General features: G+C 64.3%; 25 protein-coding genes. 12 read left to right on the top strand and 13 right to left on the bottom strand.

Annotated features, from left to right (window positions below; translation table 11 throughout):
- Positions 1-3: 3 nt before the first annotated feature.
- From EOC83_RS14400 to EOC83_RS14380, 5 genes are read right to left on the bottom strand one after another with little or no spacing between them, the layout of a single operon-like run.
- Positions 4-885: a branched-chain amino acid ABC transporter permease gene (locus tag EOC83_RS14400; protein WP_027035600.1), complete on the bottom strand. Its 882-nt coding sequence runs from the start codon at positions 883-885 to the stop codon at positions 4-6.
- Between the two features lie 5 nt (positions 886-890).
- A complete protein-coding gene (locus tag EOC83_RS14395) occupies positions 891-1595 on the bottom strand; it encodes an ABC transporter ATP-binding protein (protein WP_063170113.1) in 705 nt (234 codons plus the stop codon).
- Positions 1596-1599: 4 nt separating this feature from the next.
- Positions 1600-2766: an ABC transporter substrate-binding protein gene (locus EOC83_RS14390; protein ID WP_063170112.1), complete on the bottom strand. Its 1167-nt coding sequence runs from the start codon at positions 2764-2766 to the stop codon at positions 1600-1602.
- Positions 2767-2807: 41 nt separating this feature from the next.
- Positions 2808-4664, bottom strand: coding sequence for a branched-chain amino acid ABC transporter ATP-binding protein/permease (locus EOC83_RS14385; protein WP_063170111.1), 1857 nt, complete (start codon positions 4662-4664; stop codon positions 2808-2810).
- Positions 4664-5830 (bottom strand): FAD-binding oxidoreductase, encoded by a 1167-nt coding sequence (locus EOC83_RS14380; protein WP_063170110.1) that lies wholly within the window; start codon positions 5828-5830, stop codon positions 4664-4666. Before EOC83_RS14380 ends, EOC83_RS14385 begins: the two co-directional genes overlap by 1 nt.
- A 145-nt stretch (positions 5831-5975) precedes the next feature.
- Between EOC83_RS14380 and EOC83_RS14375 the strand changes: the two genes are divergently transcribed.
- The 4 genes from EOC83_RS14375 to EOC83_RS14360 are packed head-to-tail and all read left to right on the top strand — an operon-like array spanning position 5976 to position 9644.
- A complete protein-coding gene (locus EOC83_RS14375; protein WP_063170109.1) occupies positions 5976-6914 on the top strand; it encodes a MurR/RpiR family transcriptional regulator in 939 nt (312 codons plus the stop codon).
- A complete protein-coding gene (locus EOC83_RS14370) occupies positions 6911-7558 on the top strand; it encodes an isochorismatase family cysteine hydrolase (RefSeq protein WP_013530318.1) in 648 nt (215 codons plus the stop codon). Before EOC83_RS14375 ends, EOC83_RS14370 begins: the two co-directional genes overlap by 4 nt.
- The gene (locus tag EOC83_RS14365; protein ID WP_013530317.1) at positions 7555-8877 is read left to right on the top strand and encodes a glutamine synthetase; all 1323 of its coding nucleotides are present in this window, start codon (positions 7555-7557) and stop codon (positions 8875-8877) included. The genes EOC83_RS14370 and EOC83_RS14365 overlap by 4 nt, the downstream gene beginning before the upstream one ends.
- Positions 8877-9644, top strand: coding sequence for an N-formylglutamate amidohydrolase (locus EOC83_RS14360; protein ID WP_024502302.1), 768 nt, complete (start codon positions 8877-8879; stop codon positions 9642-9644). The genes EOC83_RS14365 and EOC83_RS14360 overlap by 1 nt, the downstream gene beginning before the upstream one ends.
- A gap of 186 nt (positions 9645-9830) precedes the next feature.
- On the opposite strand, the gene EOC83_RS14355 is transcribed toward EOC83_RS14360, so the two are convergent.
- The 4 genes from EOC83_RS14355 to uxuA form a co-directional block, all read right to left on the bottom strand.
- A complete protein-coding gene (locus EOC83_RS14355; protein ID WP_024502301.1) occupies positions 9831-10850 on the bottom strand; it encodes an NADP-dependent oxidoreductase in 1020 nt (339 codons plus the stop codon).
- A 25-nt stretch (positions 10851-10875) separates the two neighbouring features.
- On the bottom strand, positions 10876-12198 hold the full coding sequence (locus EOC83_RS14350) for an LLM class flavin-dependent oxidoreductase (RefSeq protein WP_063170108.1): 1323 nt from the start codon (positions 12196-12198) through the stop codon (positions 10876-10878).
- A gap of 335 nt (positions 12199-12533) precedes the next feature.
- Positions 12534-13553: an isopenicillin N synthase family oxygenase gene (locus tag EOC83_RS14345; RefSeq protein ID WP_013530313.1), complete on the bottom strand. Its 1020-nt coding sequence runs from the start codon at positions 13551-13553 to the stop codon at positions 12534-12536.
- A 316-nt stretch (positions 13554-13869) separates the two neighbouring features.
- Positions 13870-15054, bottom strand: a complete 1185-nt coding sequence (gene uxuA, locus EOC83_RS14340; protein ID WP_063170107.1) for a mannonate dehydratase — start codon at positions 15052-15054, stop codon at positions 13870-13872.
- Between the two features lie 99 nt (positions 15055-15153).
- On the opposite strand from uxuA, the gene EOC83_RS14335 reads away from it, so the two are divergent.
- A complete protein-coding gene (locus EOC83_RS14335; protein WP_063170106.1) occupies positions 15154-15939 on the top strand; it encodes an SDR family oxidoreductase in 786 nt (261 codons plus the stop codon).
- Between the two features lie 107 nt (positions 15940-16046).
- Here EOC83_RS14335 and EOC83_RS14330 read toward each other — a convergent pair whose 3' ends face one another.
- Both EOC83_RS14330 and EOC83_RS14325 read right to left on the bottom strand, forming a co-directional pair.
- Positions 16047-16853, bottom strand: coding sequence for an SDR family NAD(P)-dependent oxidoreductase (locus tag EOC83_RS14330; RefSeq protein WP_024502294.1), 807 nt, complete (start codon positions 16851-16853; stop codon positions 16047-16049).
- Positions 16850-17704 carry an NAD(P)-dependent oxidoreductase gene (locus EOC83_RS14325; RefSeq protein WP_024502293.1) on the bottom strand — a complete coding sequence of 285 codons (855 nt, stop codon included), beginning with the start codon at positions 17702-17704 and terminating at the stop codon, positions 16850-16852. The genes EOC83_RS14330 and EOC83_RS14325 overlap by 4 nt, the downstream gene beginning before the upstream one ends.
- A gap of 232 nt (positions 17705-17936) precedes the next feature.
- Here EOC83_RS14325 and EOC83_RS14320 point away from each other — a divergent pair, with 232 nt between their 5' ends.
- From EOC83_RS14320 to EOC83_RS14310, 3 genes are read left to right on the top strand one after another with little or no spacing between them, the layout of a single operon-like run.
- Complete coding sequence (locus EOC83_RS14320; RefSeq protein WP_024502292.1) at positions 17937-18581, top strand: isochorismatase family cysteine hydrolase; 645 nt, start codon at positions 17937-17939, stop codon at positions 18579-18581.
- Between the two features lie 48 nt (positions 18582-18629).
- On the top strand, positions 18630-19181 hold the full coding sequence (locus EOC83_RS14315) for a MarR family winged helix-turn-helix transcriptional regulator (protein WP_024502291.1): 552 nt from the start codon (positions 18630-18632) through the stop codon (positions 19179-19181).
- A gap of 44 nt (positions 19182-19225) precedes the next feature.
- Complete coding sequence (locus EOC83_RS14310) at positions 19226-20419, top strand: amidohydrolase family protein (RefSeq protein WP_063170105.1); 1194 nt, start codon at positions 19226-19228, stop codon at positions 20417-20419.
- A 3-nt stretch (positions 20420-20422) separates the two neighbouring features.
- Here the strand turns inward: EOC83_RS14310 and EOC83_RS14305 are convergent, their stop codons facing one another.
- Together EOC83_RS14305 and EOC83_RS14300 are read right to left on the bottom strand one after the other, a co-directional pair.
- The gene (locus tag EOC83_RS14305; protein ID WP_063170104.1) at positions 20423-21007 is read right to left on the bottom strand and encodes an amino acid synthesis family protein; all 585 of its coding nucleotides are present in this window, start codon (positions 21005-21007) and stop codon (positions 20423-20425) included.
- Positions 21004-21588 (bottom strand): amino acid synthesis family protein, encoded by a 585-nt coding sequence (locus EOC83_RS14300; RefSeq protein ID WP_063170103.1) that lies wholly within the window; start codon positions 21586-21588, stop codon positions 21004-21006. Before EOC83_RS14300 ends, EOC83_RS14305 begins: the two co-directional genes overlap by 4 nt.
- 253 nt (positions 21589-21841) lie before the next feature.
- Between EOC83_RS14300 and EOC83_RS14295 the strand changes: the two genes are divergently transcribed.
- The 4 genes from EOC83_RS14295 to EOC83_RS14280 all read left to right on the top strand — a co-directional run bounded on the left by EOC83_RS14295 (position 21842) and on the right by EOC83_RS14280 (position 26523).
- Entirely contained in the window at positions 21842-22846 is a 1005-nt protein-coding gene (locus EOC83_RS14295) for a BMP family ABC transporter substrate-binding protein (protein ID WP_013530296.1), read from the top strand.
- An 88-nt stretch (positions 22847-22934) separates the two neighbouring features.
- Positions 22935-24512, top strand: coding sequence for an ABC transporter ATP-binding protein (locus EOC83_RS14290; RefSeq protein WP_063170102.1), 1578 nt, complete (start codon positions 22935-22937; stop codon positions 24510-24512).
- On the top strand, positions 24509-25549 hold the full coding sequence (locus tag EOC83_RS14285; protein WP_082826652.1) for an ABC transporter permease: 1041 nt from the start codon (positions 24509-24511) through the stop codon (positions 25547-25549). The genes EOC83_RS14290 and EOC83_RS14285 overlap by 4 nt, the downstream gene beginning before the upstream one ends.
- Positions 25537-26523 carry an ABC transporter permease gene (locus EOC83_RS14280; RefSeq protein ID WP_013530293.1) on the top strand — a complete coding sequence of 329 codons (987 nt, stop codon included), beginning with the start codon at positions 25537-25539 and terminating at the stop codon, positions 26521-26523. Before EOC83_RS14285 ends, EOC83_RS14280 begins: the two co-directional genes overlap by 13 nt.
- Positions 26524-26525 lie beyond the last annotated feature (2 nt).

The raw sequence follows: 26525 nt of genomic DNA, 5'->3' as shown, positions 1-26525 counted from the left end.
AGGTCAGCTTCGCTGGGCGCGAACCGCCGGGATCAGGCCTTGCGGGCGAACCAGCAGCACGGCGATGACGCCCGACAGCACGATGGCGTCGCGATAGGGCGCGATCGCTCCCGGCAATGTCGCTTGCAGCAGCACCTCGATGATGCCGAGCAGGAAGCCGCCGGCGACAGCACCGGGCAAGCTGCCGAGCCCGCCGACGACGGCGGCGATAAACGCCTTCAGCACCGGCGTGAAACCCATCAGCGGGTCGACCGAGGCACGCTGCGCCACCCACAGCATGGCCGCCAGCCCGGCGAGCAGGCCGGAGAGCAGGAAGGCGGTGGCGATGATGCGGCTGGCCGGAATGCCCATCAGGCGCACGACGTCGAAATCCTCCGCTGCGGCACGCATCGCCGTCCCGGTCACCGAGCGGCGCAGGAAGACTTCCAGCGCAATCAGCGCCAGTGCGGAGACGACGATGGAGATGCTGGGACCGACGCCGATGGTGAAATCGCCGAAGGAGAAAGCGCCGGTCATCCAGCCAGGCATGGCGACAGCCTGCGGCCGCGCCGAAATGCCGTTCTGGAAGACGACCTTCAGCAGGCTGGAGACAGCGAAGCTGGTCAGCAACAGACTGGTGACGCTGGCGCCGCGCATCGGCCTGAACGCGATGCGCTCCATGGCGACAGCGGCGAGCGCGCCGCAGGACACGGCGACAAGCACCGCCACCGGGAACGGAAAGCCAAGCACCAGCGAGGCCAGCAGCGCATAGCCCGACAGCGTCATCAGTTCGCCATGGGCGAAGTTGATCAGGCCGACGATGGAAAAGACGATCGCCAGCCCGAGCGCCAGCAGCGCATAGACGCCGCCGAGGCTCACCGCATTGATGATCTGCTGCGCGATCATGCTTCTTAAGCTCCTAGATAGGCCTGGCGGACGAGGTCCGAAGAGGCGAGTTCTTTTGCCCTGCCCGACAGCACCACTTCGCCATTGGCGAGCACGACGGCGCGGTCGGCGATTTCGAGCGCCAGCGCCACATTCTGTTCGACCAGAAGGATGGTCAGGCCCTTGCGGCGCAGTTCGGCGATCAGGTCGAAGACGGTGTCGATCAGTTGCGGGGCAAGGCCGAGCGAGGGCTCGTCGAGCAGGATCATGCGCGGCTTGCCCATCAGCGCGCGGGCGATGGCCAGCATCTGCTGTTCGCCGCCCGACAGATTGCCGCCCTTGACGCGGTGGTAGCGGCGCAGGATCGGGAACAGCTCCAGCATCTCCTCTTCGCGCAGCCGCGCCTCGGCCGCCGGCTGATGCACCGCGCCGCCGAGACGCAGATTGTCGGCCACCGTCAGGCTGGCGAAGATGCGGCGGCCTTCCGGAACCAGCGCGACGCCCTTGCGGGCGATCGCCTCCGGCGCCAGGCCGGTGATGTCGACACCGTCGAAGACCACCTTGCCCGATGCCGCCGGCACCAGCCCGGCGACGGCGCCGAGCGTCGAGCTCTTGCCGGCACCGTTGGCGCCGACCAGGGCGATGATCTCGCCGCTGTCGACGGCGAGGTCGACGCGGCGCACCGCCTCGACCTCGCCGTACCGGATTTTCAGGGCTTCGACGCTCAGCATGACATCACGGCGCCGGAACGTCGGCGGCTTCGGGGATCAGGGTCTCGACATGCTTGCCTTCGCCGCCCTCGTAGCGCATCAGCGCCACTGGCCGCAGCGGCATGCGGTCGGTGCCGGCATAGGTGATCTTGCCGGTGATGCCCTCGAAATCCTTGAGGCCGGCGATGGCGTCGCGGATCGCCTTCGGGTCGTCGGAGCCGGCCGTCTTGACCGCCTGGTCGAGGATCAGGCCGATCTCGTAGCCATTGACCTCATAGGTCGATTCCGGCGCATGGCCGGCATATTTGGTGAAGGCGGCGTTGAAGGCTTCGAGCTTGCTGCCCGGCTCGGCATAGCCGGCCGCGGTGTAGACGACGCCGTCGACCAATTTGCCGAGCGCCTTGATGGTCGGCGTACCGATGGCATCGGCTCCATAGACCGGGATGGTGACGCCGGCGCCGCGCAATTGCTGGATGAAGGCTGGGAAATCGGGCTCATAGGCCGCCGTCATGATCAGGTCGGGCTTATCGGCCAAGCCCTTGATGTTGGTGATCTCGGCGGAAAAGTCGGGCTGGCCCATGCTGAAAGTGCCGCGGCCGACAATGGTGCCGCCCTTCTTCTCGAACACCTTGCCGAAATATTCCGGCAGATTGGCGGTGTAGGTGGAGTCCGGCGAGGTCAGCAGGAACACCTTCTTCTTGCCTTCGGAGACGGCGAAGTCGGCAACCGCCGTCGCCTGTACATTGTCGGCGGGATAGGTGCCGAACATGACATCGCCGACCGCGCCGGTGAGCACCGGGGCGGAGCCGCACAGCGTCAGGGTCGGAATGCCGAGAGGCTGGGTCAGCTGGCCGGCGGAAATCGAGGGATCGGCATCGCACGGCGTGATCATGATCTTGGCGCCGGCATCGATCAGCTCCTGCGCGACCGTGGCGGTCTGCGCGGTGTCGGAGCGGGTGTCCTTGATCAGCAGCTTGACGGTGTATTTGCCGCCGAACCCGCCCTTGGCGTTGAGTTCGTCGAGCGACATGCGCAGGCCGGCAAGTGCCGGCTGGTCGTAAGGGGCAAGACCGCCTGTCTGCGCGGTCGCGGCACCGATGATGATCTCCTCGGCGCTGGCCGTCGAAATGGTGGCGATGCCGAACACGGCAGCGCAGAAGGCGGCGCGATGGAGGCGATAGAGGCTTGGCATGTCGGTTCTCCTTCTGGATTTTTGTCGTTGGTCGTTGCGGTCTATGCGGTCTGGTTTTCAGGCGTTGCGGTCTTGGCGAGCGCCGTGCGGCTGCCGAGATAGGCGGCGATCACGGCGGGGTTCTTCTGAACGTCGCCCGGCGTGCCGTCGGCGATGACGCGGCCATGATCGATGACGACAATGCGTTCGCACAGGTTCATCACCAGCCTCATGTCGTGCTCGATCAGGACGACGCCGATGCGGCGCTCGGTGCGGACTGTCGAGAGGATGGAAACCAGTTCGGCGGTCTCGACGGCGTTCATGCCGGCGGCCGGCTCGTCCAGCAGCAGGAAGCGCGGCTTCAACGCCAGCGCACGTGCCACTTCCAACCGGCGTCGCTGGCCATAGGCAAGCCTGGCGGCCGGCTGATCGGCAAATCTCTCCAGCCCCATGCGCGCAAGTTCACCCATTGCCGCCGCCTCGGCATGGACGAGATCAGGCTCTACCTGGCGTGCGGCGACGACGACGTTTTCCAGCACCGTCATGTGCGGGAAGACGCGGATGTTCTGGAAGGTGCGGGCAACGCCGGAGCGCGCGAAGCGGAAGGCAGAAGCCTGCCGCACCGCGCCACCCACCGACACGGTACCGGCACTTGGCTTGACATCACCGGCCAGCATGTTGAGCAGCGTCGTCTTGCCGGCGCCATTGGGGCCGATGATACCGGTGATGCTGTCCGTTTCGAAACTCAGGCTGACGTCGTCGACAGCAACGACGCCGGCATAACGGCGCGACAGACGCTCGGCGGAGAGCCGGTCACTCTCGACACGCTGCGGAGGTGCCGCCGAAGCCGTCACGGCCTGACGTCCGGGCCGGCGCAGCAGGTTCAGCTCACGCTCGCCGAACAGGCCGGTCGGGCGTCGCCAGATGACCAGGATCATGGCGATGGCAAGCACGCCCTGGGTCAAGCCGAACAGGACAGGCAGATGCAGGCTGAGCACTTCGCCGCCGCCTTCGAAGCGGCGTACCACTTCGACCAAAACGATGGTGACGATGACGCCGGCGAAAGCGCCGAGCGACGAGGTCATGCCGCCGACGATCAGCATGGCAAGCATGGTGAAGCCCAGGTCGAAATAGAAATCGCGCGGTGAAAACGCACCCAGAAACTGCGCCATCATGGCGCCGGCAGCCATGGCGGCGACGACACCCGCCACCCAGGCGGCCAGACGCGCCGTGCGTTGGTCGACGCCGACGGCGGCCGCACCACGCTCGTCATTGGCGGCGGCTCGGCTGGCAAGGCCGAAAGAGGTTTCGCGAAACAGCCTCGCCGCCACCAGCGCCACCGAAGCGACTGCGGCAGCGGTCCACAGCCCGACCTCACGCGGCACGCCGTAGAAAGGCTGGCTGCCGCGGGTGATCTCGCGCCCGGCGACCAGCAGCGTGTAGACGATGATCAGCATGGCCAGCGTGGCGATCGAGGCGCTCGATCCGGAAAGCCTTAGCAGCGGCGCACCGGTCAGCAGGCCGACGACGACCGCCAGAGCCAGGACGATGGCCAGCGCTGCGACGAAGGAGAGTTGATGGCCGGCGAGGAATTGCGGCAGGTCGCGCAGCGCCGTTCGCTGCAGTGCCGTCGGCATGGTGAGGATGCCTGTCGCATAGGCGCCGAGGCCGACAAAGGCCGCCTGGCCGAACGAGACGATGCCGCTGTTGCCGGAGAATATCTGCAGGCCGAGCACCGCCGTCAGCATGATCGCGGCATAGGTGACGACGCGTTGCATGGCGGCGCCGCCGAAGATGAAGGCGGCAAGCGCCACCAGCAACAGCACCGCGACCATGCACAGGGCATCGGCCGTGGCGTTGCGGAACGCGGCCGGCATGAAGCCGGAACTCTTGCTCTCGCTCGTCGTCACCGACGCCATCACGCGGCCCTGAAGCGATCGGGTGAAAACGGGGCCAGGATCGGTTGCGCGCCTTGGGTGACCAGCTTGGCCACCGCCTCGCCGACTGCCGGCCCGGTCTTGAAGCCGTGGCCGGAAGACCCCGCCGAAACGACCAGCCCTTCGACATCAGGCATGGCGCCGATGACCGGCAGATCGTCGGGGCTCATGTCGTAGAGACCGGCATAGCCCGGCCGGATGCCAAGCTCGGCCATGGCCGGCACGCGGCTGGCGAAGGTCTCCAGGATCTCGACCGATTCCTGCTCCTCGACACCTTCCATGTAATCATCGGGATTTTCGACGAAGCGTGGACGGCCTGCATGTTCGTGGCGCAGGCCGGTGCCGCCGCCGGCCCAGGTCCCGGCGAGGATGACGCCGTCATTGTCTGGCCGCGCATAGTTGCAGGAAATGTCGTCGCACCAGGCGAACGGCATGACCTGCCTTGCCTTGCCGGCAGCGTCGAGCACGGCCATCGGATGGCGCTCGACATGCAGCGGCAGATCGAGGCCGACCGTCGCCAGCAGCCGGCGCGTCCACGGCCCGGCGGCCAGGACGACGGTATCGGCCTCCAGCATCGTTCCATCGGTCAAGATGACACCCGTGATGCGGTCGCCCTGCCGCTGGAGGCTCTCGACCAACGTGTTCTGCATGATCCTGGCACCACTGGCGCGGGCGGCACGGGCAATAGCATTGGTGGCGCCGAAGGCATCGGCATAGCCATACTCGGGTTCCCACAGCGCCAGCGCGACATTGTCCAGGGCAAAGCCCGGTGCGGCATCGGCAAAGGCCTGCGGCGACAATGTCTTGATGCGCGCGCCCTCGCCGCGGATGCGTTCGGCTGCCGACGTCCAGCTCGCCTTGTTGTCGTTGCCGCAGACCCACATCATGCCGATTTCGGTGACAAAGGATCCTTCGCCCGCGATTTCGGGCAGCGACACCAGGATCTCTCGGCCACGGATGGATAGCTGCGACAGTTCCGGCATCAGGTAGAAGGCGTGCAGCAGCGCCGACGATTTGCCCGACGGGCCGCCGGCGGGATGGGTCTGCTCGACCAGCGTGACCTTCACACCGGCTTTGGCCAGATCATAGGCCGCGCTCGATCCGACAATACCGGCACCGACGACGATGACGTCGCTTCCATTTCGCATGGCTGTTCCCCACAGTCTCTTGGCTGCTTTTCGACAAGGTAGGGCCAGCGATCGCGCAATGTCAACATCTCTTCATTGTTGACCGATATTTAAATCTCTGTAATAAACTCGACAAAACAAGAGAACACGGATTCCGGGGAGGCCCATGGCGATACGCGATGTTCTGATGCGCGGGGATCTTGCGCTGACGCCGTCGGAGGAGAAGATCGTTCGACTGCTGTTGACGGACTATCCGACCTCCGGCCTCGGCACCGCCTCATCGCTCGCCCGGCGCGCTGGCGTCAGCGATCCAACCGTGGTGCGGCTGGTGATGAAGCTCGGCTATGAAGGGTTTCCGGATTTCCAGGCGAGGCTTCTGGCCGAAGTCGAGGCAAGACTGCACTCGCCGCTGCTGATGATGGAGGCCAAGCGGCAGAGCGGTTCCAACGACAGCGCCGTGCTGGCCTATCTCGATAGCGTCACCACGGCCTTGCAGAAAGCCACCGCCGCGACACCCGTCCAGACTTACGAGCGGGCGGCCCGCTTGCTGATGGAGGCCAAGGGCGAGATCGTGATGGTTGGCGGCCGGTTCAGCCGCCACATCGCCGGCATGCTGGCCGGCTATCTCGTGCAGTTCCGCTCCGGGGTTCGCGATCTCGGCGTGCTCTCTCCGCAGATCTTCGACACGCTGGCCGACCTCGGCCGGCGCGACGTGCTCGTCGTCTTCGACTACCGCCGCTACCAACTCGATGTGATGGCCTATGCAAAACAAGCGGCGGCGCTCGATGTGCGCATCGTCCTGTTCACCGACCAATGGCTGTCGCCGATATCAGATCTCGCCGAAGTCACCATCGTCAGCCCGCTCGAAGTCGCCTCACCTTACGACACGCTGGCGCCGGCGATCGCACAGATGGAAGCGTTGGTCGCCCATATCGTTTCGACGCTGGGCGACGAGGCCCGCGCCCGCATCGAGCGACTCGAAAAGGTGCGGCATGCCAATGCCGTGACGCTCGACAGCGAACCGCAAGAGAACGGCGCGCGCAAGACACCCGGCCCCCGCAAGACACCGGGACCCAAATCAGCAAAGCAGGACGACAAAGCATGACCCAGGCCCTACCCAAACGAGACGAAGCCTTCCGTGCCGGCGAAACGGCACTGCTACTCGTCGACATGCAGCGCATCTGGCTGGAGCCGGGCGCCGATCCGTCGCATCCGGAACGTGGCCCCGATCATTATTTTTACCGGCAGACATCCTCGCAGACGATCCCCAACCAGGAGCGCCTGCTGGCGGCGGCGCGGGCCAATGGCGTCGAGGTGCTGCACACCATCATTCAGAGCCTGACCGAAGACGGCCGTGAGCGCTCGCTCGACCACAAGCTGACACCGATCCATGTTGCGCCCAGTCTCCCCGAAGGACTGCCGGTGGCATCGCTGGCGCCGGTTGGCGACGAGATCATGTTGCCGAAGACGTCGTCGGGCATCTTCAATTCGACCAATGTCGACTATCTCCTCAAGAACCTCGGCATCCGCTATCTCGTCGTGGTCGGCGTGCTGACCGATCAATGCGTCGACATGGCGGTGCGCGACGGCGCCGACCGCGGCTATCTTGTCACCTGCGTATCGGATGCCTGCGCCACCATCACCCAGGAACGCCACGACATCGCGCTCAAGGCCTTCGGCGGCTACTGCTGGGTGGCTGACACCGACACGGTCGTCGACCGCTTCAACGCTTTGGGAAAACCGGCATGACGTCGACTGTCGAGCCTCTGGTTGCCGTCGTCACCACGGATCTCTCCGCCGTCACGCGGGGCCGTTTCGTTGCCGAAAGCAAGTTGCAGAAGACCGCCACGACCGGCGTCGGTTGGCTGCAGGCCAATCTGTCGCTGACACCGTTCAACTCGATCGTCGATCCCAACCCCTGGGGCTCGTCGGGCGACCTGCGGCTGATCCCCGATCTCGAAGCGCGCTTTCGCACGACACGCACCGGATCGGCAACGCCATTCGATATGGTCGCCGGCGACATCGTCGAGCTCGACGGCAGCCCATGGCTCGGCTGCACCCGCACGATGCTCAAAGACGCGCTGGCCGATTTGAAAGCCGCAACCGGCCTGTCGGTCATCGCCGCTTTCGAGCACGAATTCAACGTTGCCGACGGCGGCTTCGCACAGGCGCATTCAATGTCTTTCGCCGCACTGCGCCGCGCCGACCCTTTCGCGCCCAATCTGATGGCGGCGCTCGAGGAAGCCGGCGTCGCGCCCGAGGTGGTCATCGCCGAATTCGGCGACGAGCAGTTCGAGGTGACGCACGAGCCGGCGGACGCGCTGACGGCGGCCGACCGCGCCGTCGCCATCCGCGAAATCACGCGCGAGTTGGCGCGCAATGCCGGCTGGCGTGCGAGCTTCGCCCCCAAGACAGCGCCAACCGCCGTCGGCAACGGCGTCCACATCCATTTCAGCTTCGTCGACGAGGCCGGCAAGCCGATGACTTACGATCCGGCACTGGCGGGCGGCCTTTCCGCCAAAGCGGGCGCCTTCTGTGCCGGCGTGCTGCGCCATCTGCCTGGGATGACCGCCATGACGGCGTCGAGCGTGTCGTCCTTCTACCGGCTGAAGCCGCACAGCTGGAGTTCTTCCTACACCTGGCTTGCCGACCGCGACCGCGAGGCGTCGCTGCGCATCTGCCCGACGGTGACGATCGGCGGACGGGATCCGGCGCGGCAATACAACATCGAATACCGGGCCGCCGACGCCACCGGCAATCCCTATCTGTCGCTGGCGGCGATCATCCGCGCCGGGCTGGAGGGGCTGGAGGCGGGCCTGCCGTCGCCACCTTTGGTCACCGGCGACCCGACACTGATGAGCGAGGCGGAGCGGGCAAGTCTTGGTCTGGTGCGCCTGCCCGAAACCCTGCCCGCGGCACTGGACGCGCTGCTGGCCGACGGCACCGTGACGGGATGGTTCGCGCCCGTCTTCATCGAAACCTTCGTCGGCCTCAAGCGACATGAAGCCGAGCGTCTTGCCGGTCTCGATCCGGCCTCCATCTGCGATCTCTACCGGACGCTCTATTGATGACCGCAGTGACAAAAAAAGATTGGCCCGAGGCCGTCGAGGCCCTCAACGAGCACGGCCGTTCCGATATCGTGCTGTTGTGCGAGCATGCGTCCAACCACATGCCGGTCGAGTATCGACAGCTTGGCCTCGATGCCCACCATCTGCAGCGCCACATCGCCTGGGATATCGGCGCCGCCGAAGTGACCCGCCTGCTGTCGTCGAAGCTCGATGCTCCGGCCTTCCTCAGCGGCTATTCGCGGCTGCTGATCGACCTCAACCGGCCACTGGGCACGCCAGGCAGCATTCCGGTACTGTCGGAAGACACCGACATTCCCGGGAATGTCGGCATCGATGCGGCGGAGCGGACCCGGCGCGCCGAGATCATCTTTTCGCCGTTCCATGACCGGGTGACCGCTTATCTCGACCGCCGGGCACAAGCAGGCCGGCAGACGCGGATCGTGACGATCCATTCTTTCACGCCGGTCTTCCTCGGCGTCAGCAGGCCCTGGCATGCCGGCGTGCTGCATGACCAAGCAAGAGGTCTCGCCGAAGCGATCCTTTCGGGCCTGCGCACCGATGCGGCGCTCAATGTTGCGGCCAATGTACCCTATGTGATCAGCCGCGACGCCGACTACGCCGTGCCCATCCATGGCGACGATCGCGGCATCGCCGCCGTCCTCGTCGAGATCCGGCAGGATCTTTTGTCGACACGGTCCGGCATCGAGGAATGGGCGGACCGGCTGGCGGCGGCACTGCCGGCACTCGAGACAGAAACCGTGCCGTGAGCAATCCAAGCCTGCGCGAGCGCGACGCCGCGACCATCGCCCAGATCGGCAAGTTGCGTTTCTCGCCGCTCGGCGTCATCGGCAGCCGGGGCAACCGGCTGATCGGCGGCTGCTGGCAATCACGCCCCGCGGCCACGGCTGCGGCAGAAATTACCCAAGCAGCCCCGCCTGATCGTTGCGCGGCATTTATTCCGCGATACGCACGATCAGCTTGCCGAAATTCTTGCCATCGAGAAGGCCGAGAAAGGCCTGTGGTGCATTTTCGATGCCATCGACGATATCTTCCCTGTAGCGGACGCGGCCGGACGATATCCATTCGGCCATCTCACGATAGAAGGCCGGGCGCTGGTCGACAAATTCACGCTGGATAAACCCCCTGATCGTCAGGCTGCGGTGCAGCACTTGCTGCATCAATACCGGCAAGCGGTCGACGCCGGCATCCGCGATGACGTTGTACTGCGCGATCAGCCCGCAGACCGGCACACGCGCAAATTCGTTCAGCAGCGGAAACACCGCGTCCCAGACAGGACCACCGACATTCTCGAAATAGATGTCGATGCCACCGGGGCAGGCTGCCTTCAACTGCTCGGCAAAATCATCGGCACGGTGATCGACGACCGCATCGAAGCCGAGTTCGTCTCGCACGAAGGCGCACTTGTCGGCACCGCCGGCAATGCCGACGGCACGCGCGCCCTTGATGCGCGCGATCTGGCCAACGGCCGACCCGACCGCGCCGCTGGCGGCCGCCACGACGACCGTCTCGCCAGGCTTCGGCTGCCCGATGGTGAGCAGACCGGCATAGGCCGTGAAGCCCGGCATGCCGAGCACGCCAAGCGCCGTCGTGATGGGTGCCGCAGCGGGATCCAGCTTGCGCAGCCCCACACCGTCGGACAAGGCAAAACTCTGCCAGCCGGAATGGGACAACACGATATCCCCTTCGGTAAATTCCGGGTGGCGAGAGATCACGACGCGCGCAACAGTACCGCCTTCCATCACGCCGTCGACATCGACGGGCCTGGCATAGGATTTCGTAGCGTTCATGCGCCCGCGCATATAGGGATCGAGCGACAGATAGAGGATCTGCAGCAGCAGTTCGCCCTCTCCCGGCTGGACGACATCAACCGTCTCGATGCGGAAATCATCCGGCTTTGGCCGGCCTTGTGGCCGCGCCGCGAGCACGATGCGGGTGTTGGACTGGATCGACATCGAAAATCTCCCTGCGAAGAAGGCTCTACTCGAAAAACCGGTTGGGCGGACGCTTCAGGCCGAGATTCTCGCGCAGTGTCGACCCTTCATATTGCCGCCTGAAGATCCCTCGCCTTTGCAATTCCGGCACCACCTTCTCGGCAAAATCATCGAGCCCGGCGGGCAGGTATGGAAACATGATGTTGAACCCGTCGGAACCCTCGCCGATCAGCCATTCCTCCATCTCGTCGGCGATTGTTTCAGGCGTGCCGACAAAAGCAAGGCCGGAATAGCCGCCCAGCCTTTGCGCAAGCTGCCTGACGGTCAGGTTCTCCTCGCGTGCCAGTTCGATGACGCGCTCGCGGCCACTCTTCGAGGCATTGGTCTCGGGGATTTCGGGCAAGGGCGCGTCGGGATCAAAACCGGACGCGTCATGTCCGATGGCGATCGACAGCGAGGCGATGCCGCTCTCGTAGTAGACGAGACTGTCGAGCTTCGCCCGCTTGGCCTGCGCGTCCTCGACGCTGTCACCGACAACGACAAAGGCGCCGGGCAGGATCTTGATGTCGTCACGCGACCGGCCAAGCCTTTCCGCACGGCCTTTGACGTCGGCGAAGAAGCGCTGCCCCGCCGCGAGATCGGCATGGGCGGCGAAAATGACCTCCGCTGTCTCCGCCGCCAGTTGGCGTCCTGCCTCCGAGGCGCCGGCCTGCACGATGACCGGCCAGCCCTGGATTGGCCGCGCGATGTTGAGTGGGCCGCGCACCGAGAGATGCTCACCCTTATGGTCGAGCACATGCAGCCTGGCCGGGTCGAAATAGAACCCGCTTTCGGCGTCGCGGATGAAGGCATCGTCGGCAAAGCTGTCCCACAGGCCGGTGACGACATCGTAGAATTCCCGGGCCCGCCGGTAGCGCTCGTCATGCTCGACATGCTCGTCGAGGCCGAAATTGAGCGCCGCATCCGGATTGGACGTGGTGACGATGTTCCAGCCGGCGCGTCCGCCGCTGATATGGTCGAGCGAGGCGAAGCGGCGGGCAACATGATAGGGCGCGTCGAACGTCGTCGATGCGGTGGCGACCAGCCCGATATGGTCGGTGACGGCGGCGAGCGCCGACAAAAGCGTGAACGGCTCGAACGAGGTGACCGTGTGGCTGCGCCGCAGCGCCTCGATCGGCATGTTGAGAACGGCCAGATGGTCGGCCATGAAGAAGGCGTCGAACTTCGCCGCCTCCAAGGTCTGGGCGAAGCGCTTCAGATGCGCGAAATTGAAATTGGCGTCGGCATAGGCGCCCGGATAGCGCCAGGCGCCGGTATGCAGGCTGACGGGGCGCATGAAGGCGCCGAGGTGCAATTGTTTTTGTGTCATGAAAGTCGTTTCGACCGATCGATACAGTCGAGCACTAGCGCTCGAATCCTAAACTCAGGATCGGACGGTCCGCGCAACTCGGGAAGATATCCTGTTCCTCCACACCGGCCTTTTGCAGCATAGGTTTTGCGCTGTCCGGGACCAGGACAAAAAATGGCCGGGCTCGAATGCGGCCCGGCCAAAAGAAGGTTTGAACCTTCAGAGGGGAACACCGTCCAGCGGAATGGGAGGAAACCGCTAAACGATTTTACCTTTTTGCGCCTATCTCGAAGCCTTGGCGACGAATGGCATTCCAAAAAACATATGAAACGGCAAAAATTCGTGCAGAGCTGAGTTCACGACCCCGCCGCTCCGGCCTGGAGAAGATCGGCATAGTGGCGGCGTGCCACGTCGGGATGTGAACGCAGTCGGCTTTTGAGCACATTGGTGCCGACATCGCGGAACAACGGATTGTCCGGATCGCTTGCCGGCCCGCGCGCTTCGGCCGCCAATTCCTCGGGCAGGGTCAGAAGCGGTATGGTCGCGTCCAGCCGCGCACTGAAGAAGAAGGGAACGGAGATCCGCTCGACGCCGGCAGGCGGCGTCACGACGCGGTGAACGGTGGCACGCAAATACCCATTCGATGCCAGTTCGAGCAGTTCGCCAATGTTGACGACCAGCGTTCCAGGGAGCGGATCCACATTCACCCAGCTTCCGTCATATTCGACCTGCAGGCCCTTGTTGTCGTCCTGCAGCAGCAGGGTGAGGAAACCGCCATCCTTGTGCGCGCCGACGCCCTGGTCGCCTTCGGTCGCGTCACGGCCGGGATAACGGACGATCTTCATGCGATGGTTGGGCGAGTCCCGATAGATCGCGTCGAAGGCGTCCTCGGGCTGATCGAGCGATAGTGCGAAGGCTTTCAGCAGCCGAATGGCCACCGCGGTCGCCTTGGCCTGCCATGCAAGCAGTGCCGGCTTGAGCTCCGGCAGTGCAGACGGCCACTGGTTCGGCCCCTGCAGCCGTGTCCACGGTGCAATTCCAGGTCCCTGCGCTATGGGCTGGCGCTCGACGCCGATGTCGAGTTGCTCACGCCAGTCGGCCGCGCCCTTGGTCAGTTCGCCGCCGGCGCGGGTGTAGCCGCGAAACTGCTGGGATTTGACCATTTCGATGGCCAGCTTGTCGGCCTCCGGCAACGCGAAGAACCGTCGCGAGGCATCGAGCACGTCGTCGATCTCCGGGGCGGAAATTCCGTGGCCGCTGAGATAGAAGAAGCCAACGTCCCGGGCTGCCGTACGCAGGTCCAGGAGAAAGGTACGATACTCGGACGCACCTTGTTCGAGGCGGCTCAGGTCAAGCACCGGCACAATTCTGGGCATGTTCAGCTTCCTTCTTTTCTCTGCCCTGGCTTAGGAGAAGTAGAAGCGACCACCGGCAAGAGCTTCGAGCATGAATGCATCTCAAAGTGACACGCAAGGCGTGCCGATCAAAGCAACAGGAAGTCCAATCCGGGCCGGATGGAAGAACGTCAGCGCTGCATATTATGACCTGTCGGCAAATAATTTCCCGACAAGTGCTTTACCCGCCATGCCTCTCGTGGACCGCACTTTCCAGTGCGACAGCGTATAAGTCGCAGCGGAAGCGCAATCGCGCGTGATCGTCTGTAAATCCCGCCAGCCGACCGGCAAGACGGCTTCAAGCCAGCTCGAACCGCTCGATGGCGCGCATGATGCCGCGCAGCTCGGCGAGGCCCTTCAGCCGGCCGATCAGCGAATAGCCGGGGTTGATCCTGGTCTTGCCGATGTCGTCGGCAAGCAGATGGCCATGGTCTGGTCGCATCGGAATGCGCCAGTCGGCACGGCCTTCCCTGCGACGGCGCGCCTCTTCCTGCATCAGAGCGAGGATAACATGCGCCATGTCGGTGCCGCCTTCGAGATGCTCGGCTTCGTAGAACGAGCCGTCATCCTCGATGGTGATGTTGCGGAGGTGGACAAAGTGGATGCGGTCGGCGAATTCCTTGACCATGGCGACGATGTCATTGTCGGCGCGCGTGCCATAAGAGCCGGTGCAGAACGTCAGGCCGTTGGCGGGGCTGTCGACGGCGTTAAGGATGAAACGCGCATCCTCGGCTGTCGAAACGATGCGTGGCAAGCCATAGAGCGAGAAGGGCGGGTCGTCGGGATGGATGCACATGCGCACCCCCTCCTCTTCGGCCACCGGAATGATCTCGCGCAGGAACCAGGCAAGGTTTTGGCGCAGCTCCTTTGGTCCGATCGCATCGTAGTCCGCCAGGGCCTCGCGAAAACTGTCCCTGTCATAGCTGCGCTCGGTCGCCGGCAGGCCGGCGATCAGGTTGCGTTCGATCCTGTCGATCGCTTCGCTGCTCAATTCCTTCAGCCGCGCTTCCGCTTCGGCGATACGGGCAGCGGTATAGCCGGCTTCGGCATTGACGCGCTTCAGCACGAACAGGTCGTAGGCTGCGAAATCGATGGCGTCGAAACGCAGCGCATAGCCCGTCGTCGGCAGCCGATAGGCGAGATCCGTGCGGGTCCAGTCGACCACCGGCATGAAATTGTAGCAGACCGTCGCAATGCCGGCCTTGGCGAGCGCGCGGATTGAGTCGCGATAGTAGCCGGCGTAGCGCTCGCGTTCCGGCGCGCCGACCTTGAAGGAGTTGTGGACCGGAATGCTCTCGACCACCGACCATGTCAGGCCGGCGGCCTCGATGACACGCTTGCGCTCCAGAATGCTCTCGAGCGGCCAGGCGCGCCCGTCATAGATATCGTGCAAGGCGCTCACCACGCCGGTCGCACCGGCCTGCCTGACATGATCGAGCGTTACCGGGTCGTTTGGTCCATACCAGCGCCAGCACTGTTCCATTGCCGCTTCCTTCTGCGAGAGGATGGCAACCTATTGTTGGACCACAATGGGTGTCAAACTAGGAACCGGTTTCGGACAGCGAATGAAGGAGTTTTCCCAATGAAGGATTTCGACGGCAAGGTTGCCTTGGTGACGGGGACGACCGGGATTGGCCTCGCAACCGCCAGACGCCTCGCTGCAGGGGGCGCTGCGATCATCGCCTGCGGCATCGACCGCGCGGCCAACGCTCTACTGAAAGCGGAGCTGGAAAGCTCCGCAGCCGGGGCGCTGGTCATAGGCGCCGACGTCTCCGTGCCCGATCAGGTTCGCGACGCGGTCGCGGCCGGCGTGGAGCGGTTCGGCGGCCTCGATATCGTCGTCAATTCGGCGGCGGTGCATCCGTACGGAACCGCCGTCAGCACCGATTTCGAGACCTGGAACAAGGCGATGGCGGTCAATGTCGGGTCGATCTATCTGACCGCGCATTTCGGCATCCCGGAAATGGTCCGCAGGGGCGGCGGCGCCATCGTCAACGTCGCTTCGGTGCAGGGCTTTGCCTGCCAGCAAAACGTCGCCGCCTATGCCACCACCAAGGGCGCCATCCACACGCTGACGCGTGCCCTGGCCCTGGACCATGCGCGCTCCGGCATCCGCGTCAATTCCGTCAGCCCCGGCTCGATCCGCACCCCGATCCTGGAGAAGGCCGCCCGCGGCGAGAACGGCACGGACGCCGATGTCGAGGCCGCCTACAAGCGCTTCGGCGAAGCGCACCCCATCGGGCGCATCGGCGAGCCGGAGGAGGTGGCCGAACTTATCGCTTTCCTGTGTTCGTCGAAGGCCGGCTTCTGCACTGGCGCGGACTACAAGATCGATGGCGGCCTGACCGCCGGCATCGGCGTGAAGTAGATCGCGAATGGGGCCTGGCCTTTAGCGGGAGCGGCCGGCATCCGACAATTGGTTTGCCGAATTCTTGCAGATCAATGCTCAAGCAAATCGAGCAGCGAAATTGAGCTTTAGCGAAATTTCGGAAACGCACCGCCATCAGGGGCGTTGGCCCAGCTCTGCAAGGTCTGGCCGCCGTCGATCAGCCAATCCACGCCCGTGACGTGCCTCGCCTCGTCCGAGGCCAGGAAAGCCACGGCGGCCGCGACATCGTCCGGCTGGCCGATGCGGCGCAATGGAATGCGGTCGGCGAAATGCTGGACGCTGCTCTTGAATTCGCCGTCACCGGAAGCCGGCACGCCAAGCGTCGTCTCGATCACGCCGGGGCAAATGGCATTGACGCGTATGCCGTAGGGCGCAGCATCGAGCGCCGCAACCCGCGTCAGGCCGACCACGCCGTGTTTGGAAGCGACATAGCCGGCACCGCCCGAAAGGACGTCCCAACCGGCCATGGATGAGCCCATGTTGACGATCGAGCCACCGGTCCCCGCCTTGATCATCGCCCGAAGCGATGCCTGCAGGACGAGGAAGATACCGCGCAGATTGATACGGATGGTCGTATCCCAGTCCTCGACCGGCAGGTCGTGAACGGGAGCGACGACGCCGGAAATGCCGGCATTGTTGAACACCACGTCGAGGCCGCCGAACGTCTCGACGGTCGCCTCGACGGCGCGCCGCACATCCGCTTCATCGGTGACGTCGGCTTCGATGGCAATGGCGTTTTCACCCAGTGAGCGAGCCAGTTGCTGCGCCGCCGCGCCATTGCGATCGACAATGGCGACGCGCGCGCCTTCGTCAAGGAAACGCCGCACCGCCGCGCCGCCGATCGCGCCGGCGCCGCCAGTGACAAGGATCTTCTTCTGGTCGAATCGTTTCATCCCCCGGTCTCCGGCTTTGGATAGGAACGCCATGAATATTGTGGTTCGAAGCCGATCGTTTCGCGCGCATGGACCGTGTCGAGCACGGCGCCAAAGCCGGCGATCGGCCGCGATAGAGCGACATCGGGATAGACCCGGCGCACGAGCGCTTCGGTTTCCTCTTCCATGAAGGTGTCGGCGGCGCTGAGCAGGACGCGCAGATGGCCGTCGCCTTGCCATTCAAGCGCCCGCAGGAAGCCCTGCCCGGCGTCGCGCGCGTCGAGATAGGCCCACAGGTCGCGGGCACTGTCGGCCGTGGCGCGGCGCGGCCCGACGCCCTCGAAAAATGAACCCGGCGTCTGGATCCACGGCATGCGGATACTGACCGCCGAAAAGGCGCCGCGGCGCACCGCCGCGTCGACGATTTCCTCGCCCAGCCATTTCGACAGGCCGTACGGGTCCTGCGCGCCGACCGGGTGGTCCAGGTCGACCGGCAGATAGGGCGGTCGCACAGGTTTTTCGAAAAAGGGATAGCCGAAGACGCTGAAGGATGAGGCATAGATGAAGCGCCTGGCGCCGGCCATGGCGGCTGCCTCGACCACATTGTAGGCGGTCGCGATGTTGGTCTTGAACACCTCGCCGCCGGCCCGGCCGGTCGGCCGCGGAATGGCCGCGACATGCACAACGGCATCGCAATCGCGCACCAGCTGCAGTGTCGATCCCAGATCGGTCAAATCGGCGGTTGCGTGGCGCCATGCGACCTCACCCGGCACCACGGCATCGACACCAAGCACATCGTGGCCGGCCGCAACCAGAGCCTCGGCCACATGGCGGCCAAGCAGGCCGCTGGCTCCGGTGACGATGGTTTTCATATCTCGGCCTCGGCTCCGCAATTCAGCGGCTTGAATATCATTGATGGTCATACAAATCGAGCACATGCCTGACAAGCGTTGTCAAGGCCATTTCGCGATGGGCAAATAGCGCATACGCTTGTCGGAGCGCGGTGCGCAAGGCCGACCAGCACGCTTTGCGTCGAACGGGATTGACTTGGCATCCACTAGGGTTTTTTGTATGAGCATCAACGATCGGTCAAAGGAGCTCGCCATGTCCGTGGACAGTTTTTCCTCACATCGGCACGATGATGCGGTGCGCCTCGATCCACGCCGTGCGGCCATTATCGTCATCGATATGGTCAATGAGTTCTGCAAGCCCGGCGGGGCCATGGTCCTGCCTGGGTACGAGACGCTGGTCGCGCCGCAACTGGCCGTGATCGAGGCTGCGCGCGCCGCCGGCGTGCCGGTGATCTGGGTCCATGACAGCCACCGACCGGGCATGCGACGAGAGCGCGAATGGCTGAAGCGCACACCGCATTGCCTGGATGGAAGCTGGGGGCCGGAGATCATCGAGGATCTCGGCGCCCGCGATGATGAGATCCATGTCATCAAGCGGCGCTACTCGGCCTTCTTTCAAACCGACCTGGACCTGACGCTGAAAGACATGCAGGTCGATCAGTTGGTCATTTTCGGCGTGGTCACCAACATCTGCGTGCGCTCGACCGTCCATGATGCCTTTTTCCAGGGCTATGAGGTGGTGGTGCCAAGCGATTGCTGCGCGGCAACGGGACCACGCGAGCAGGAAAGCTCGCTCTACGACATAGCGACCCATTTCGGCGTGGTCAGCGATTCGGCTGATGTCGTCGCAGCCCTCCGCGACGGGACGTCGCTTCAACCAGCGGAGGTCGCGGCTTGAGCTTTTCCAAACCGGCGACATCCGAGACAGCGGCGATAGGAGTCCGGTGTGACGACTGAAAAGAAACCGCAATCCGAAAAAGGCGCGACCTCGAAAACGCCGAGCGGCGATGCACCCCCGAGCCGCGAGCAAGTGCTGCAGCAATACGCCGAGACCGGCTATGAACTGGACCGTCACCCGGCGCACGTCATCCGCCGGGCGCATCAGCGCGCGACACTGCGCTTCCAGCAGGTCATGGCCGGCGAAGACCTTTCGCCAACGCAATTCGCGGCGCTCGCCACGATCCTCAAGCATGGCGAAGTCTCGCAGAACCATCTCGGCCGGCTGACGGCGATGGACCCGTCGACCATCAGCATCGTCATGCGCAAACTGCTCAAACACGGGCTGATCACGCGCAGCGCCTCCGAAACCGACCAACGCCTGACGATGATCGCGCTGACCAGCAAAGGGACCGACTATACGCTGGAACGGCTCGAACGCAGCGTCGAGGTCGGGCGGCGGTTCCTGTCGCCGCTCTCCCCGGCTGAGCAGGCGACGCTGCTTCGCCTGCTCCAGCGCATCAATGACGACGACCCAACGAATGGCGACGGCGGCAAATAAGCCGCGTCCAGTCCTTTTTTCCATAACAGCAAAAGTGAGAACCGATGTCGTCCGACCTCCAGTCGTCTGCCAACACGCTCGTCGTCCGCAATATCGGTCTCATGCTGAGCGGCGATCTCGCACAACCGATCATCGACGCCGACACCATCGTCGTGAGCGATGGACGCATATCAGGCATTGGCAAGGCAGGCGACATTGATGGCGGCAGCGCGGCGACGATCATCGATGCGATGGGCTGTGCGGTCGCGCCGGGTCTTATCGACAACCACGCCCATCCGGTGGCCGGCGACTGGACGCCCCGGCAGAACCAGATCGGCTGGATGGATTCGACCGTGCATGGCGGCGTCACCACCATGATCTCGGCGGGGGAAGTCCACACGCCGGGCCGACCGCGCGATCTTGTCGGGCTGAAGGCGTTGGCGATCGCGGCGCAGCGCACCTTCTCCAACTTCCGTCCGAACGGCATGAAGATCCTGGCCGGGGCACCGATCCTGGAACCCGGCCTTACCGAGGAAGACTTCCGCAGTCTCGCCGAGGCCGGCGTGACGCTTGTCGGCGAGGTCGGGCTTGGCGGCGTCAAGGATGGGCCGACCGGCCGGAAGATGATCGCCTGGGCGCGCAAATACGGCATGACCTCGATGACCCACACAGGCGGCCCGTCGCTGCCCGGCTCCGGCCGCATCGGCGCGGATGTCGTGCTGGAGGTCGACGCCGACATCGTCGCCCACGTCAATGGCGGGCCAACCGCCCTGCCCGAGGCGGAAATACGGCAGATCTGCGAGAAGGGTTCGAGGGCGCTTGAAATCGTCCATAACGGCAATCTGCGCACCGGACTGTTCGTGCTCGACCTGGCAAGGCAGCGCGGCGAACTTTCGCGCGTCATCCTCGGCACCGACAGCCCGGCCGGATCCGGCGTCCAGCCGCTCGGCATCCTGCGGACCCTGACCATGCTGGCTTCGCTTGGTGGTATCGCGCCGGAAGTGGCGTTCTGTTTTGCCAGCGGCAACACGGTGCGCGTGCGCGGACTGGATGATCGCGGCATCATCGAGGTGGGGCGCGCCGCCGACCTGATCTTCATGGATCAAGCGATCGGCGGTGCCGGCGACGGGCTGCTCGACAGCGTGGCGCTCGGCAATCTTCCAGGCATTGGCATGGTCGTGATCGACGGCGAGGTGCGGACAGGCCGGAGCAGAAATACGCCTCCGGCGATGCGGGTGCCGGAAGTCCTGGCGGCCTGACGGTCAGCCGACGCCGTCAATGCCGACAATCTTGTCCTTGGTCAGCCCGCCGACGCGCGGGTGCGGCCTGCCGGAATCGGTGACGGCGATAGCGACGACGATCTCGTCGGCACGCGGTGCGTCGGGAACACGAACCTCCATGCCGTCGAAATGGCTGCGCACCCGCGCCGCGTCCTTGTGGCCGAGCGGAATATCGAGCGGCACGCCGAGGCCGCCGCGCTTCTTCGATGAGGGAATGAGCGCGGCGCCCTTGCCGAGCACGTCGCGGAACGGGGCGCCGAGCTTTGGATGAAGGATGGCGGCGGCATGTTCGAGCTCGCCATCGGCGCCGACGGCGGCCGCCTTGCCGAAGCTCTCGACCCGGTTGCCGGCAATGCCCAGAGCAGCGACGGCGCGCCTGGGCAAGATATCTCCCAACGCTTCGCCGATGGCGCTGAGTGCCGACAGATCCTCGACGTAGGTACCCGCATAGGGGTTGCGGATGACCGCAATGGCTGCGGCACGCCGCGTCGGCGGATCGACGGGCCGCCCGCCTTCGATCCGGGTTTCCTCGACGATGGTGATGATACGGCGGATTTCCGGGCTCATCGCAGTCCGTCCTCACCCTTGATGTCGGCGGCGGCAAGGCCGCCGACCCGTGCATGAACGCGTGCGCCGGTGGTCATCGCCAGGATGACCGCCATTTCATCGCTGCGCGGCGCATCGGCAATGCCGATCTCGATTGCATCGAAATGGCTGCGCACATAGGAGGCGTTTATGTGCGTGATCGGGATGTCGATGCGCGTTCCGGGGCCGCCGACTTTCTTGGTCGAAGGCACGATCGCCTTGGCATTGCCGAGCAGTTCGCGCATCGCGTAGCCGCCCGGATTGTGCCAGAGCGCGCCATGTTCAAGCTCGCCGGCGGCGCCGACTATGGCACCCTTGCCATAACCTTCGATGGCCTGGCCGCCCTCACCAATGGAGTCGATCAGGCGCCGAGCCATATCGAGACCGAGCGGCTTCAGGTCTTCCATGAAGCCGGTGATCTCTTCGACATAGCGTCCGGCAAAAGGGTTGGCGATGAGCGCGACGATCGCGCCTCGCTTGAGCGGACGTGCCGCGTGGGGTCCGCCCTCATGGAATATCTCTTCGATCTGAACCAGAAATTTCCTGACCACCACAGCCGGCATTGTTCTCTTCCTTCATCCCGTCGTTCATAAAACTCGTTAGAGTATCAACAATTATGCCTATCGACATTTGTCAAGCACAGACGTCGAGCAAGCGGGCGAAGGGCCAAGAAAACTGCATCGGATGACGATTGACAGCCTGTTAAGCCGCTCCTAAACTCATATGACCATCAACGAACTCGCCGTTGTCCCGGCGATGTGTGGGGGATGGTCAAAGCGTGGCTTCAAAAGCTGAAAAAAGCTGAAGGGGAATGACATGAAAAGGGCGCTCAAGAGTTTATTTCTGGCCGGCACGATGCTTGCCATTTCGTTCGGACCGGCCGCCGCACAGGCCAAGGTTTCCGTGGCCGCGATCTCGGGATATTTCGCACAGGGTTTTGGCGTTTCGATCGTCAACGGCCTCAACAAGGCCAAGACCGATTTCGGCATCGACCTCAAGCTGGTCGACACCGGCAATCGCGCGCTCGACTACCAGCAGCAGTTCGAGAATCTCGCCAAGGGCAAGCAATACGACCTCATCTTCGTGATGGGCTGGGAGTTGGTGGACTCGCTGCAAAAGGTCAGCGCCGAATATCCCGACCAGCGCTTCGTGTTCATCGATGGCGTCCTCGACAACCCCAAGATGATCTACGCCAATTTCGCCGAGGAGCAGGGATCCTTCGTCGCCGGCGCGCTTGCTGGCATGATCGAAGCTAAGGGCACCGCCTTCGACAAGATCGGCGACGGCAAGGCCATCGGCTTTGTCGGCGGCCGCGATATCCCGGTGATCCGCAACTTCCTGGGCGGCTACGAGCAAGGCGCCAAATATGCCGCGCCCGACGTCAAGGTGAACTCCGTCTTCGCCGGAACCTTCGACGACCCGGCCAAGGGAAGCGAACTTGCCCAGGCGCTTTACGGCCAAGGCTCCGACATTGTCTACAACGTCGCCGGCCCGACGGGTGAAGGCGTGATGCAGGCAAGTGCCGCGGTCGACAAATATTCGATCGGCGTCGACATCGACATGTGCGGCTCGGCCCCCGGAAATGTGCTCGCCAGCATGCTGAAGCGCGGCGACATCGCCGTCTATACGCTGATCAAGGACGAGGTCGAGGGCCGCAAGATCACCGCCGGCACCCGCACTTTCGACCTCGCCTCGGGCGGTGTCGAGGTCAAGGTCTGCGATGACATCGCCGCCAAGATCCCGGCAGAGATGACCGCCAAGCTCGACGAGATCAAAAAGGGCATCGTCGACGGCAAGATCGTGATCGCCAAGGCGAAATAAGCCAACACCAGCGCCTCCCTCCCAAGAAAGCGCTAGACTGATCCGCCGCGGCTTGCCGCGGCGGATCAGTGTCCAATCTGCGAGAGCCATGTTGTCGAACACGCCGGGGTCGCCGACCCTCCACAGCAATGCCGCGATGGCCGTCGAGTTGACCGGCATCACCAAGCGTTTTGGCGCATTCGTGGCCAATGACGGCATCGACCTTGCGGTCCGCCGCGGCGAGATCCACGCCATCATCGGCGAGAACGGTGCCGGCAAGACGACGCTGATGAACATCCTGTTCGGCCTCTTGCAGCCGGACGAAGGCTCGATCCGGCTGAACGGTGAAGAGATCGTGATCGCCGATCCGTCCGTCGCGATAAAGGCCGGCCTCGGCATGGTTCACCAGCATTTCAAGCTGGTTCCCTCGCTCTCGGTTGCCGACAACGTCTTTCTCGGCATGGAAATCCGTCGCCATGGACTTATCGACCACGCTGCGCAGGTGGCGCGAACGCGCGACCTGTCGAAGCGCTTCGGCCTGCAGGTCGATCCGACCGAGCGCGTCGGGCTGCTCTCGGTCGGCATAGAGCAACGCATCGAAATCCTGAAGGTCCTGGTGCGCGGCGCGCGCACCATCATCCTCGACGAACCGACCGCGGTGCTGACGCCGCAGGAAAGCCGCGAACTGTTCCAGACGCTGCGCAGCTTCGTGGCCGAGGGCATGACGGTGATCTTCATTTCGCATCACCTGGAAGAGGTGATGGAAGTGTCCGACACGGTGACGGTGCTGCGCAACGGCAGGAAGGTGGCGACCCGGCCGACGGCCGAGCTCAGCAAGGACCAGTTGGTGCACATGATGGTCGGCCGCGAGGTCAGCTTCGACCGCCGGCCGCGCGCTTCGCTGCACGGCGACGTAGTGCTCGAAGTGAAGGATCTGTGGGCGCGCGACGATCGCCTGCTGCCGGCCCTTCGCGATGCCAGTTTCACGGTCCGCTCCGGCGAGGTGGTGGGGATCGCGGGTGTGGCCGGCAATGGACAGACGGAGCTGGCGGAAGTGCTTTCGGGCCTGCGGCCGGCAAGCCATGGCGGGGCCTGGCTGAAGGGCCAGAATCTCACCGATCTCTCGCCCGCCGCGATCCGCCAGGCAGGCCTCGCCCATGTTCCAGGCGACCGCATGGTACGCGGGGTCGATCGCAACGCTTCGATAGCGGCCAACACCCTGATGGGCCGCCAGCATCGTGCACCATGGAGTCGTGGCGGCATGCTCAACTGGAATGCCATAAATCAAAACGCCGAAACGCTGATCAAGAGCTTCGATATTCGCGCGCGCGGACCGAGCGATGCGGTCAAGCGGCTTTCGGGCGGAAACATCCAGAAGGTCGTTCTGGCACGCGAATTCACCAATGGCGCCGATTTCCTGCTGATCGACCAGCCGACGCGCGGCGTCGACATCGGCGCCCAGGAGGCCATTCATGACGAGATCATGCGCCAGCGCGCCGCCGGCCGCGCGATCCTGCTGATTTCCGTGCAACTCGACGAACTGGCCGCCCTTGCCGACCGCATCCTGGTGATGTTCAACGGGCGGATCATGGGCGAGGTCTCTGGCGATGACGCCGACGAGGAGCGCATCGGCATGATGATGGCAGGCGTGGCCGCACCGGAATTCGCCGCGGAGACCGCATCATGAAAGACCATTTGCATGCCGTTTCCGGCCAGGTCATCGCCATCGGCGTGGCACTGCTGATGGGCGCGATCATCATCCTCATGGTCGGCGAAAGCCCGGTGCGTGTGTTCATGACACTGTTGCGCGGCGCCTTCGGCGATCAGGAGAAGATTGCCGGGACCTTGCTGCAGACGACGCCGATCCTGATCTGCGGTGTCGCTGCCTGCATCGGCTTGCGCGGCGGCATGTTCAACGTCGGCATCGAGGGCCAGCTGTTCCTCGGCGGCTTCGCCGCCGCCTGGGTCGGCTTTGCCATGCCCCTGCCCGCGGGCATCCACACGCTGGCAGCACTGGCGCTGGCGATCGTGGCAGGCGCGGCCTGGGTCGCCATCCCCGCCTATTTCCGCGCCCGCTACAACACCAACGAGGTCGTCTCGACGATCCTGTCGAACTACGTGGCGGTGCTGCTCACATCCTATTTCACCATCTTCCTGTTCAAGCGGCCGGGCGGCTGGTCGGAGACGCCGCCGATCCTGGCGACATCCTATCTGCCGGAGATCTTCACTTTTTCGCGGTTGAACTGGGGCCTGGTCATTGGCCTGGTGCTGGCGGTCGGCGCGGCCCTTGTCTTCCGCTACACCAGATGGGGTTACGGCGTCACGATGGTCGGCTCGGCGCCGAAATTCGCCGAATATGGCGGCGTCAACGTGAAACGGCAGGGCTTCCTGGTCCTGCTGCTTTCGGGGGCCGTCGGCGGGCTGGCCGGCGGCGTCGAGACGCTCGGCGTCCACCACCGCTTCATGGAAGGATTTGCTCCCGGTTTCGGCTTCGACGGGCTGATCGCCGCCCTGCTCGCCAATGGCTCGCCGGTCGCCACCATCTTCACCGCACTGTTCTTCGGCGCCCTGCGCAACGGATCGCTGCTGCTTGAGGTCGATACCAGCGCGTCGCGCGAAATCATCACCGTGATCCAGGCGCTGATCATCCTCAGCGTGTCGGCCCAGGTGCTGGTGAGAAAGCGCGGCGACAGCCAGGCAGGGGAGCGGCGATGGAAATTCTAGACAAGCTCATCAACGTCGCGCTGATCGCGGCGACGCTTCGCACCACCGCGCCCATCCTTCTGGTCGCGCTTGGCGGCTCGTTCACCACCAAGGCCGGCATCTTCAACATCGGCCTCGAGGGGCAGATGCTGGTCGGCGCCTTCTTCGCCGTCCTTGGTTCGATCTGGACCGGTTCCGCACTGGCGGGCGTCGCCTGCGGCGTTGCGGCGGCGCTCGTCTTCGCCCTGGTTTTTGCTGTCCTGGTGGTGAGCTTCAAGGCCAATGAAGTTGTCGTCGGGCTGGCGCTCAACATCCTGGCCGGCGGCATGACGATCTCGCTGATGAAAGCGATCTTCGGCACGCGCGGTTCGATCGTCGGTCATGGCATCGTCGGCCTGCCGAAAGTCCAGCTGCCCGGCGCCCGCGACCTTCTCGGCTCCTGGGCGCCGCTGATCTCCGGCTTCACGCCGCTCGTCTATGCCGCCTTCATCGCCGTGCCGCTGCTGGTCGTCTGCTACAACAGGACGCGGCTCGGCCTCTATATCCGCGTCGTCGGCGAAAAGCCGGAAGCCGCCGAGGCGCTTGGCATCTCGATCACCCGCGTCCGCTACATCGCATCCCTGCTGTGCGGATTGCTGGCGGGCCTCGCCGGCGCGCATCTGTCCCTCGGCTACATCACCATGTTCACCGAAAACATGTCGTCGGGCCGTGGTTTCATGGCGGTGGCGATCCTGATCTTTTCCAACGGCGATCCGCTGAAGGTGCTGGCCGGCTGCCTGCTGTTCGGCTTCGCCGATGCCTTTTCGTTGCGCCTGCAGACGTTTGGCTATCCGTCCTACCTGGTTCTCACCGTCCCCTATGTCGTTGCGCTGATCGCATTGTTCGCGCTGTCCTACCGGGCGCGTCCAAGGATCATCGCGGAGACGCTGGAATCGATGCGGAAACTGCTGTCGGTAGACAGGAACACCGAACCCGGCGGCAAAAATCCCCAGTGAAG

Origin of the sequence: Mesorhizobium sp. Primo-A (genome assembly GCF_003997175.1) — a bacterium.
GTDB lineage: Bacteria > Pseudomonadota > Alphaproteobacteria > Rhizobiales > Rhizobiaceae > Mesorhizobium > Mesorhizobium ciceri.
The sequence above is the reverse complement of the archived record's forward strand: the minus strand, read 5'-3'. Positions and strand labels throughout refer to the sequence as shown.

What these genes read in the sequence shown, in the direction of transcription:
- EOC83_RS14400 (WP_027035600.1), bottom strand. Translation starts at nt 885, where the DNA reads ATGATCGCGCAGCAGATCATCAATGCGGTGAGCCTCGGCGGCGTCTAT.
- EOC83_RS14395 (WP_063170113.1), bottom strand. Translation starts at nt 1,595, where the DNA reads ATGCTGAGCGTCGAAGCCCTGAAAATCCGGTACGGCGAGGTCGAGGCG.
- EOC83_RS14390 (WP_063170112.1), bottom strand. Translation starts at nt 2,766, where the DNA reads ATGCCAAGCCTCTATCGCCTCCATCGCGCCGCCTTCTGCGCTGCCGTG.
- EOC83_RS14385 (WP_063170111.1), bottom strand. Translation starts at nt 4,664, where the DNA reads ATGGCGTCGGTGACGACGAGCGAGAGCAAGAGTTCCGGCTTCATGCCG.
- EOC83_RS14380 (WP_063170110.1), bottom strand. Translation starts at nt 5,830, where the DNA reads ATGCGAAATGGAAGCGACGTCATCGTCGTCGGTGCCGGTATTGTCGGA.
- EOC83_RS14375 (WP_063170109.1), top strand. Translation starts at nt 5,976, where the DNA reads ATGGCGATACGCGATGTTCTGATGCGCGGGGATCTTGCGCTGACGCCG.
- EOC83_RS14370 (WP_013530318.1), top strand. Translation starts at nt 6,911, where the DNA reads ATGACCCAGGCCCTACCCAAACGAGACGAAGCCTTCCGTGCCGGCGAA.
- EOC83_RS14365 (WP_013530317.1), top strand. Translation starts at nt 7,555, where the DNA reads ATGACGTCGACTGTCGAGCCTCTGGTTGCCGTCGTCACCACGGATCTC.
- EOC83_RS14360 (WP_024502302.1), top strand. Translation starts at nt 8,877, where the DNA reads ATGACCGCAGTGACAAAAAAAGATTGGCCCGAGGCCGTCGAGGCCCTC.
- EOC83_RS14355 (WP_024502301.1), bottom strand. Translation starts at nt 10,850, where the DNA reads ATGTCGATCCAGTCCAACACCCGCATCGTGCTCGCGGCGCGGCCACAA.
- EOC83_RS14350 (WP_063170108.1), bottom strand. Translation starts at nt 12,198, where the DNA reads ATGACACAAAAACAATTGCACCTCGGCGCCTTCATGCGCCCCGTCAGC.
- EOC83_RS14345 (WP_013530313.1), bottom strand. Translation starts at nt 13,553, where the DNA reads ATGCCCAGAATTGTGCCGGTGCTTGACCTGAGCCGCCTCGAACAAGGT.
- uxuA (WP_063170107.1), bottom strand. Translation starts at nt 15,054, where the DNA reads ATGGAACAGTGCTGGCGCTGGTATGGACCAAACGACCCGGTAACGCTC.
- EOC83_RS14335 (WP_063170106.1), top strand. Translation starts at nt 15,154, where the DNA reads ATGAAGGATTTCGACGGCAAGGTTGCCTTGGTGACGGGGACGACCGGG.
- EOC83_RS14330 (WP_024502294.1), bottom strand. Translation starts at nt 16,853, where the DNA reads ATGAAACGATTCGACCAGAAGAAGATCCTTGTCACTGGCGGCGCCGGC.
- EOC83_RS14325 (WP_024502293.1), bottom strand. Translation starts at nt 17,704, where the DNA reads ATGAAAACCATCGTCACCGGAGCCAGCGGCCTGCTTGGCCGCCATGTG.
- EOC83_RS14320 (WP_024502292.1), top strand. Translation starts at nt 17,937, where the DNA reads ATGTCCGTGGACAGTTTTTCCTCACATCGGCACGATGATGCGGTGCGC.
- EOC83_RS14310 (WP_063170105.1), top strand. Translation starts at nt 19,226, where the DNA reads ATGTCGTCCGACCTCCAGTCGTCTGCCAACACGCTCGTCGTCCGCAAT.
- EOC83_RS14305 (WP_063170104.1), bottom strand. Translation starts at nt 21,007, where the DNA reads ATGAGCCCGGAAATCCGCCGTATCATCACCATCGTCGAGGAAACCCGG.
- EOC83_RS14300 (WP_063170103.1), bottom strand. Translation starts at nt 21,588, where the DNA reads ATGCCGGCTGTGGTGGTCAGGAAATTTCTGGTTCAGATCGAAGAGATA.
- EOC83_RS14295 (WP_013530296.1), top strand. Translation starts at nt 21,842, where the DNA reads ATGAAAAGGGCGCTCAAGAGTTTATTTCTGGCCGGCACGATGCTTGCC.
- EOC83_RS14290 (WP_063170102.1), top strand. Translation starts at nt 22,935, where the DNA reads ATGTTGTCGAACACGCCGGGGTCGCCGACCCTCCACAGCAATGCCGCG.
- EOC83_RS14285 (WP_082826652.1), top strand. Translation starts at nt 24,509, where the DNA reads ATGAAAGACCATTTGCATGCCGTTTCCGGCCAGGTCATCGCCATCGGC.
- EOC83_RS14280 (WP_013530293.1), top strand. Translation starts at nt 25,537, where the DNA reads ATGGAAATTCTAGACAAGCTCATCAACGTCGCGCTGATCGCGGCGACG.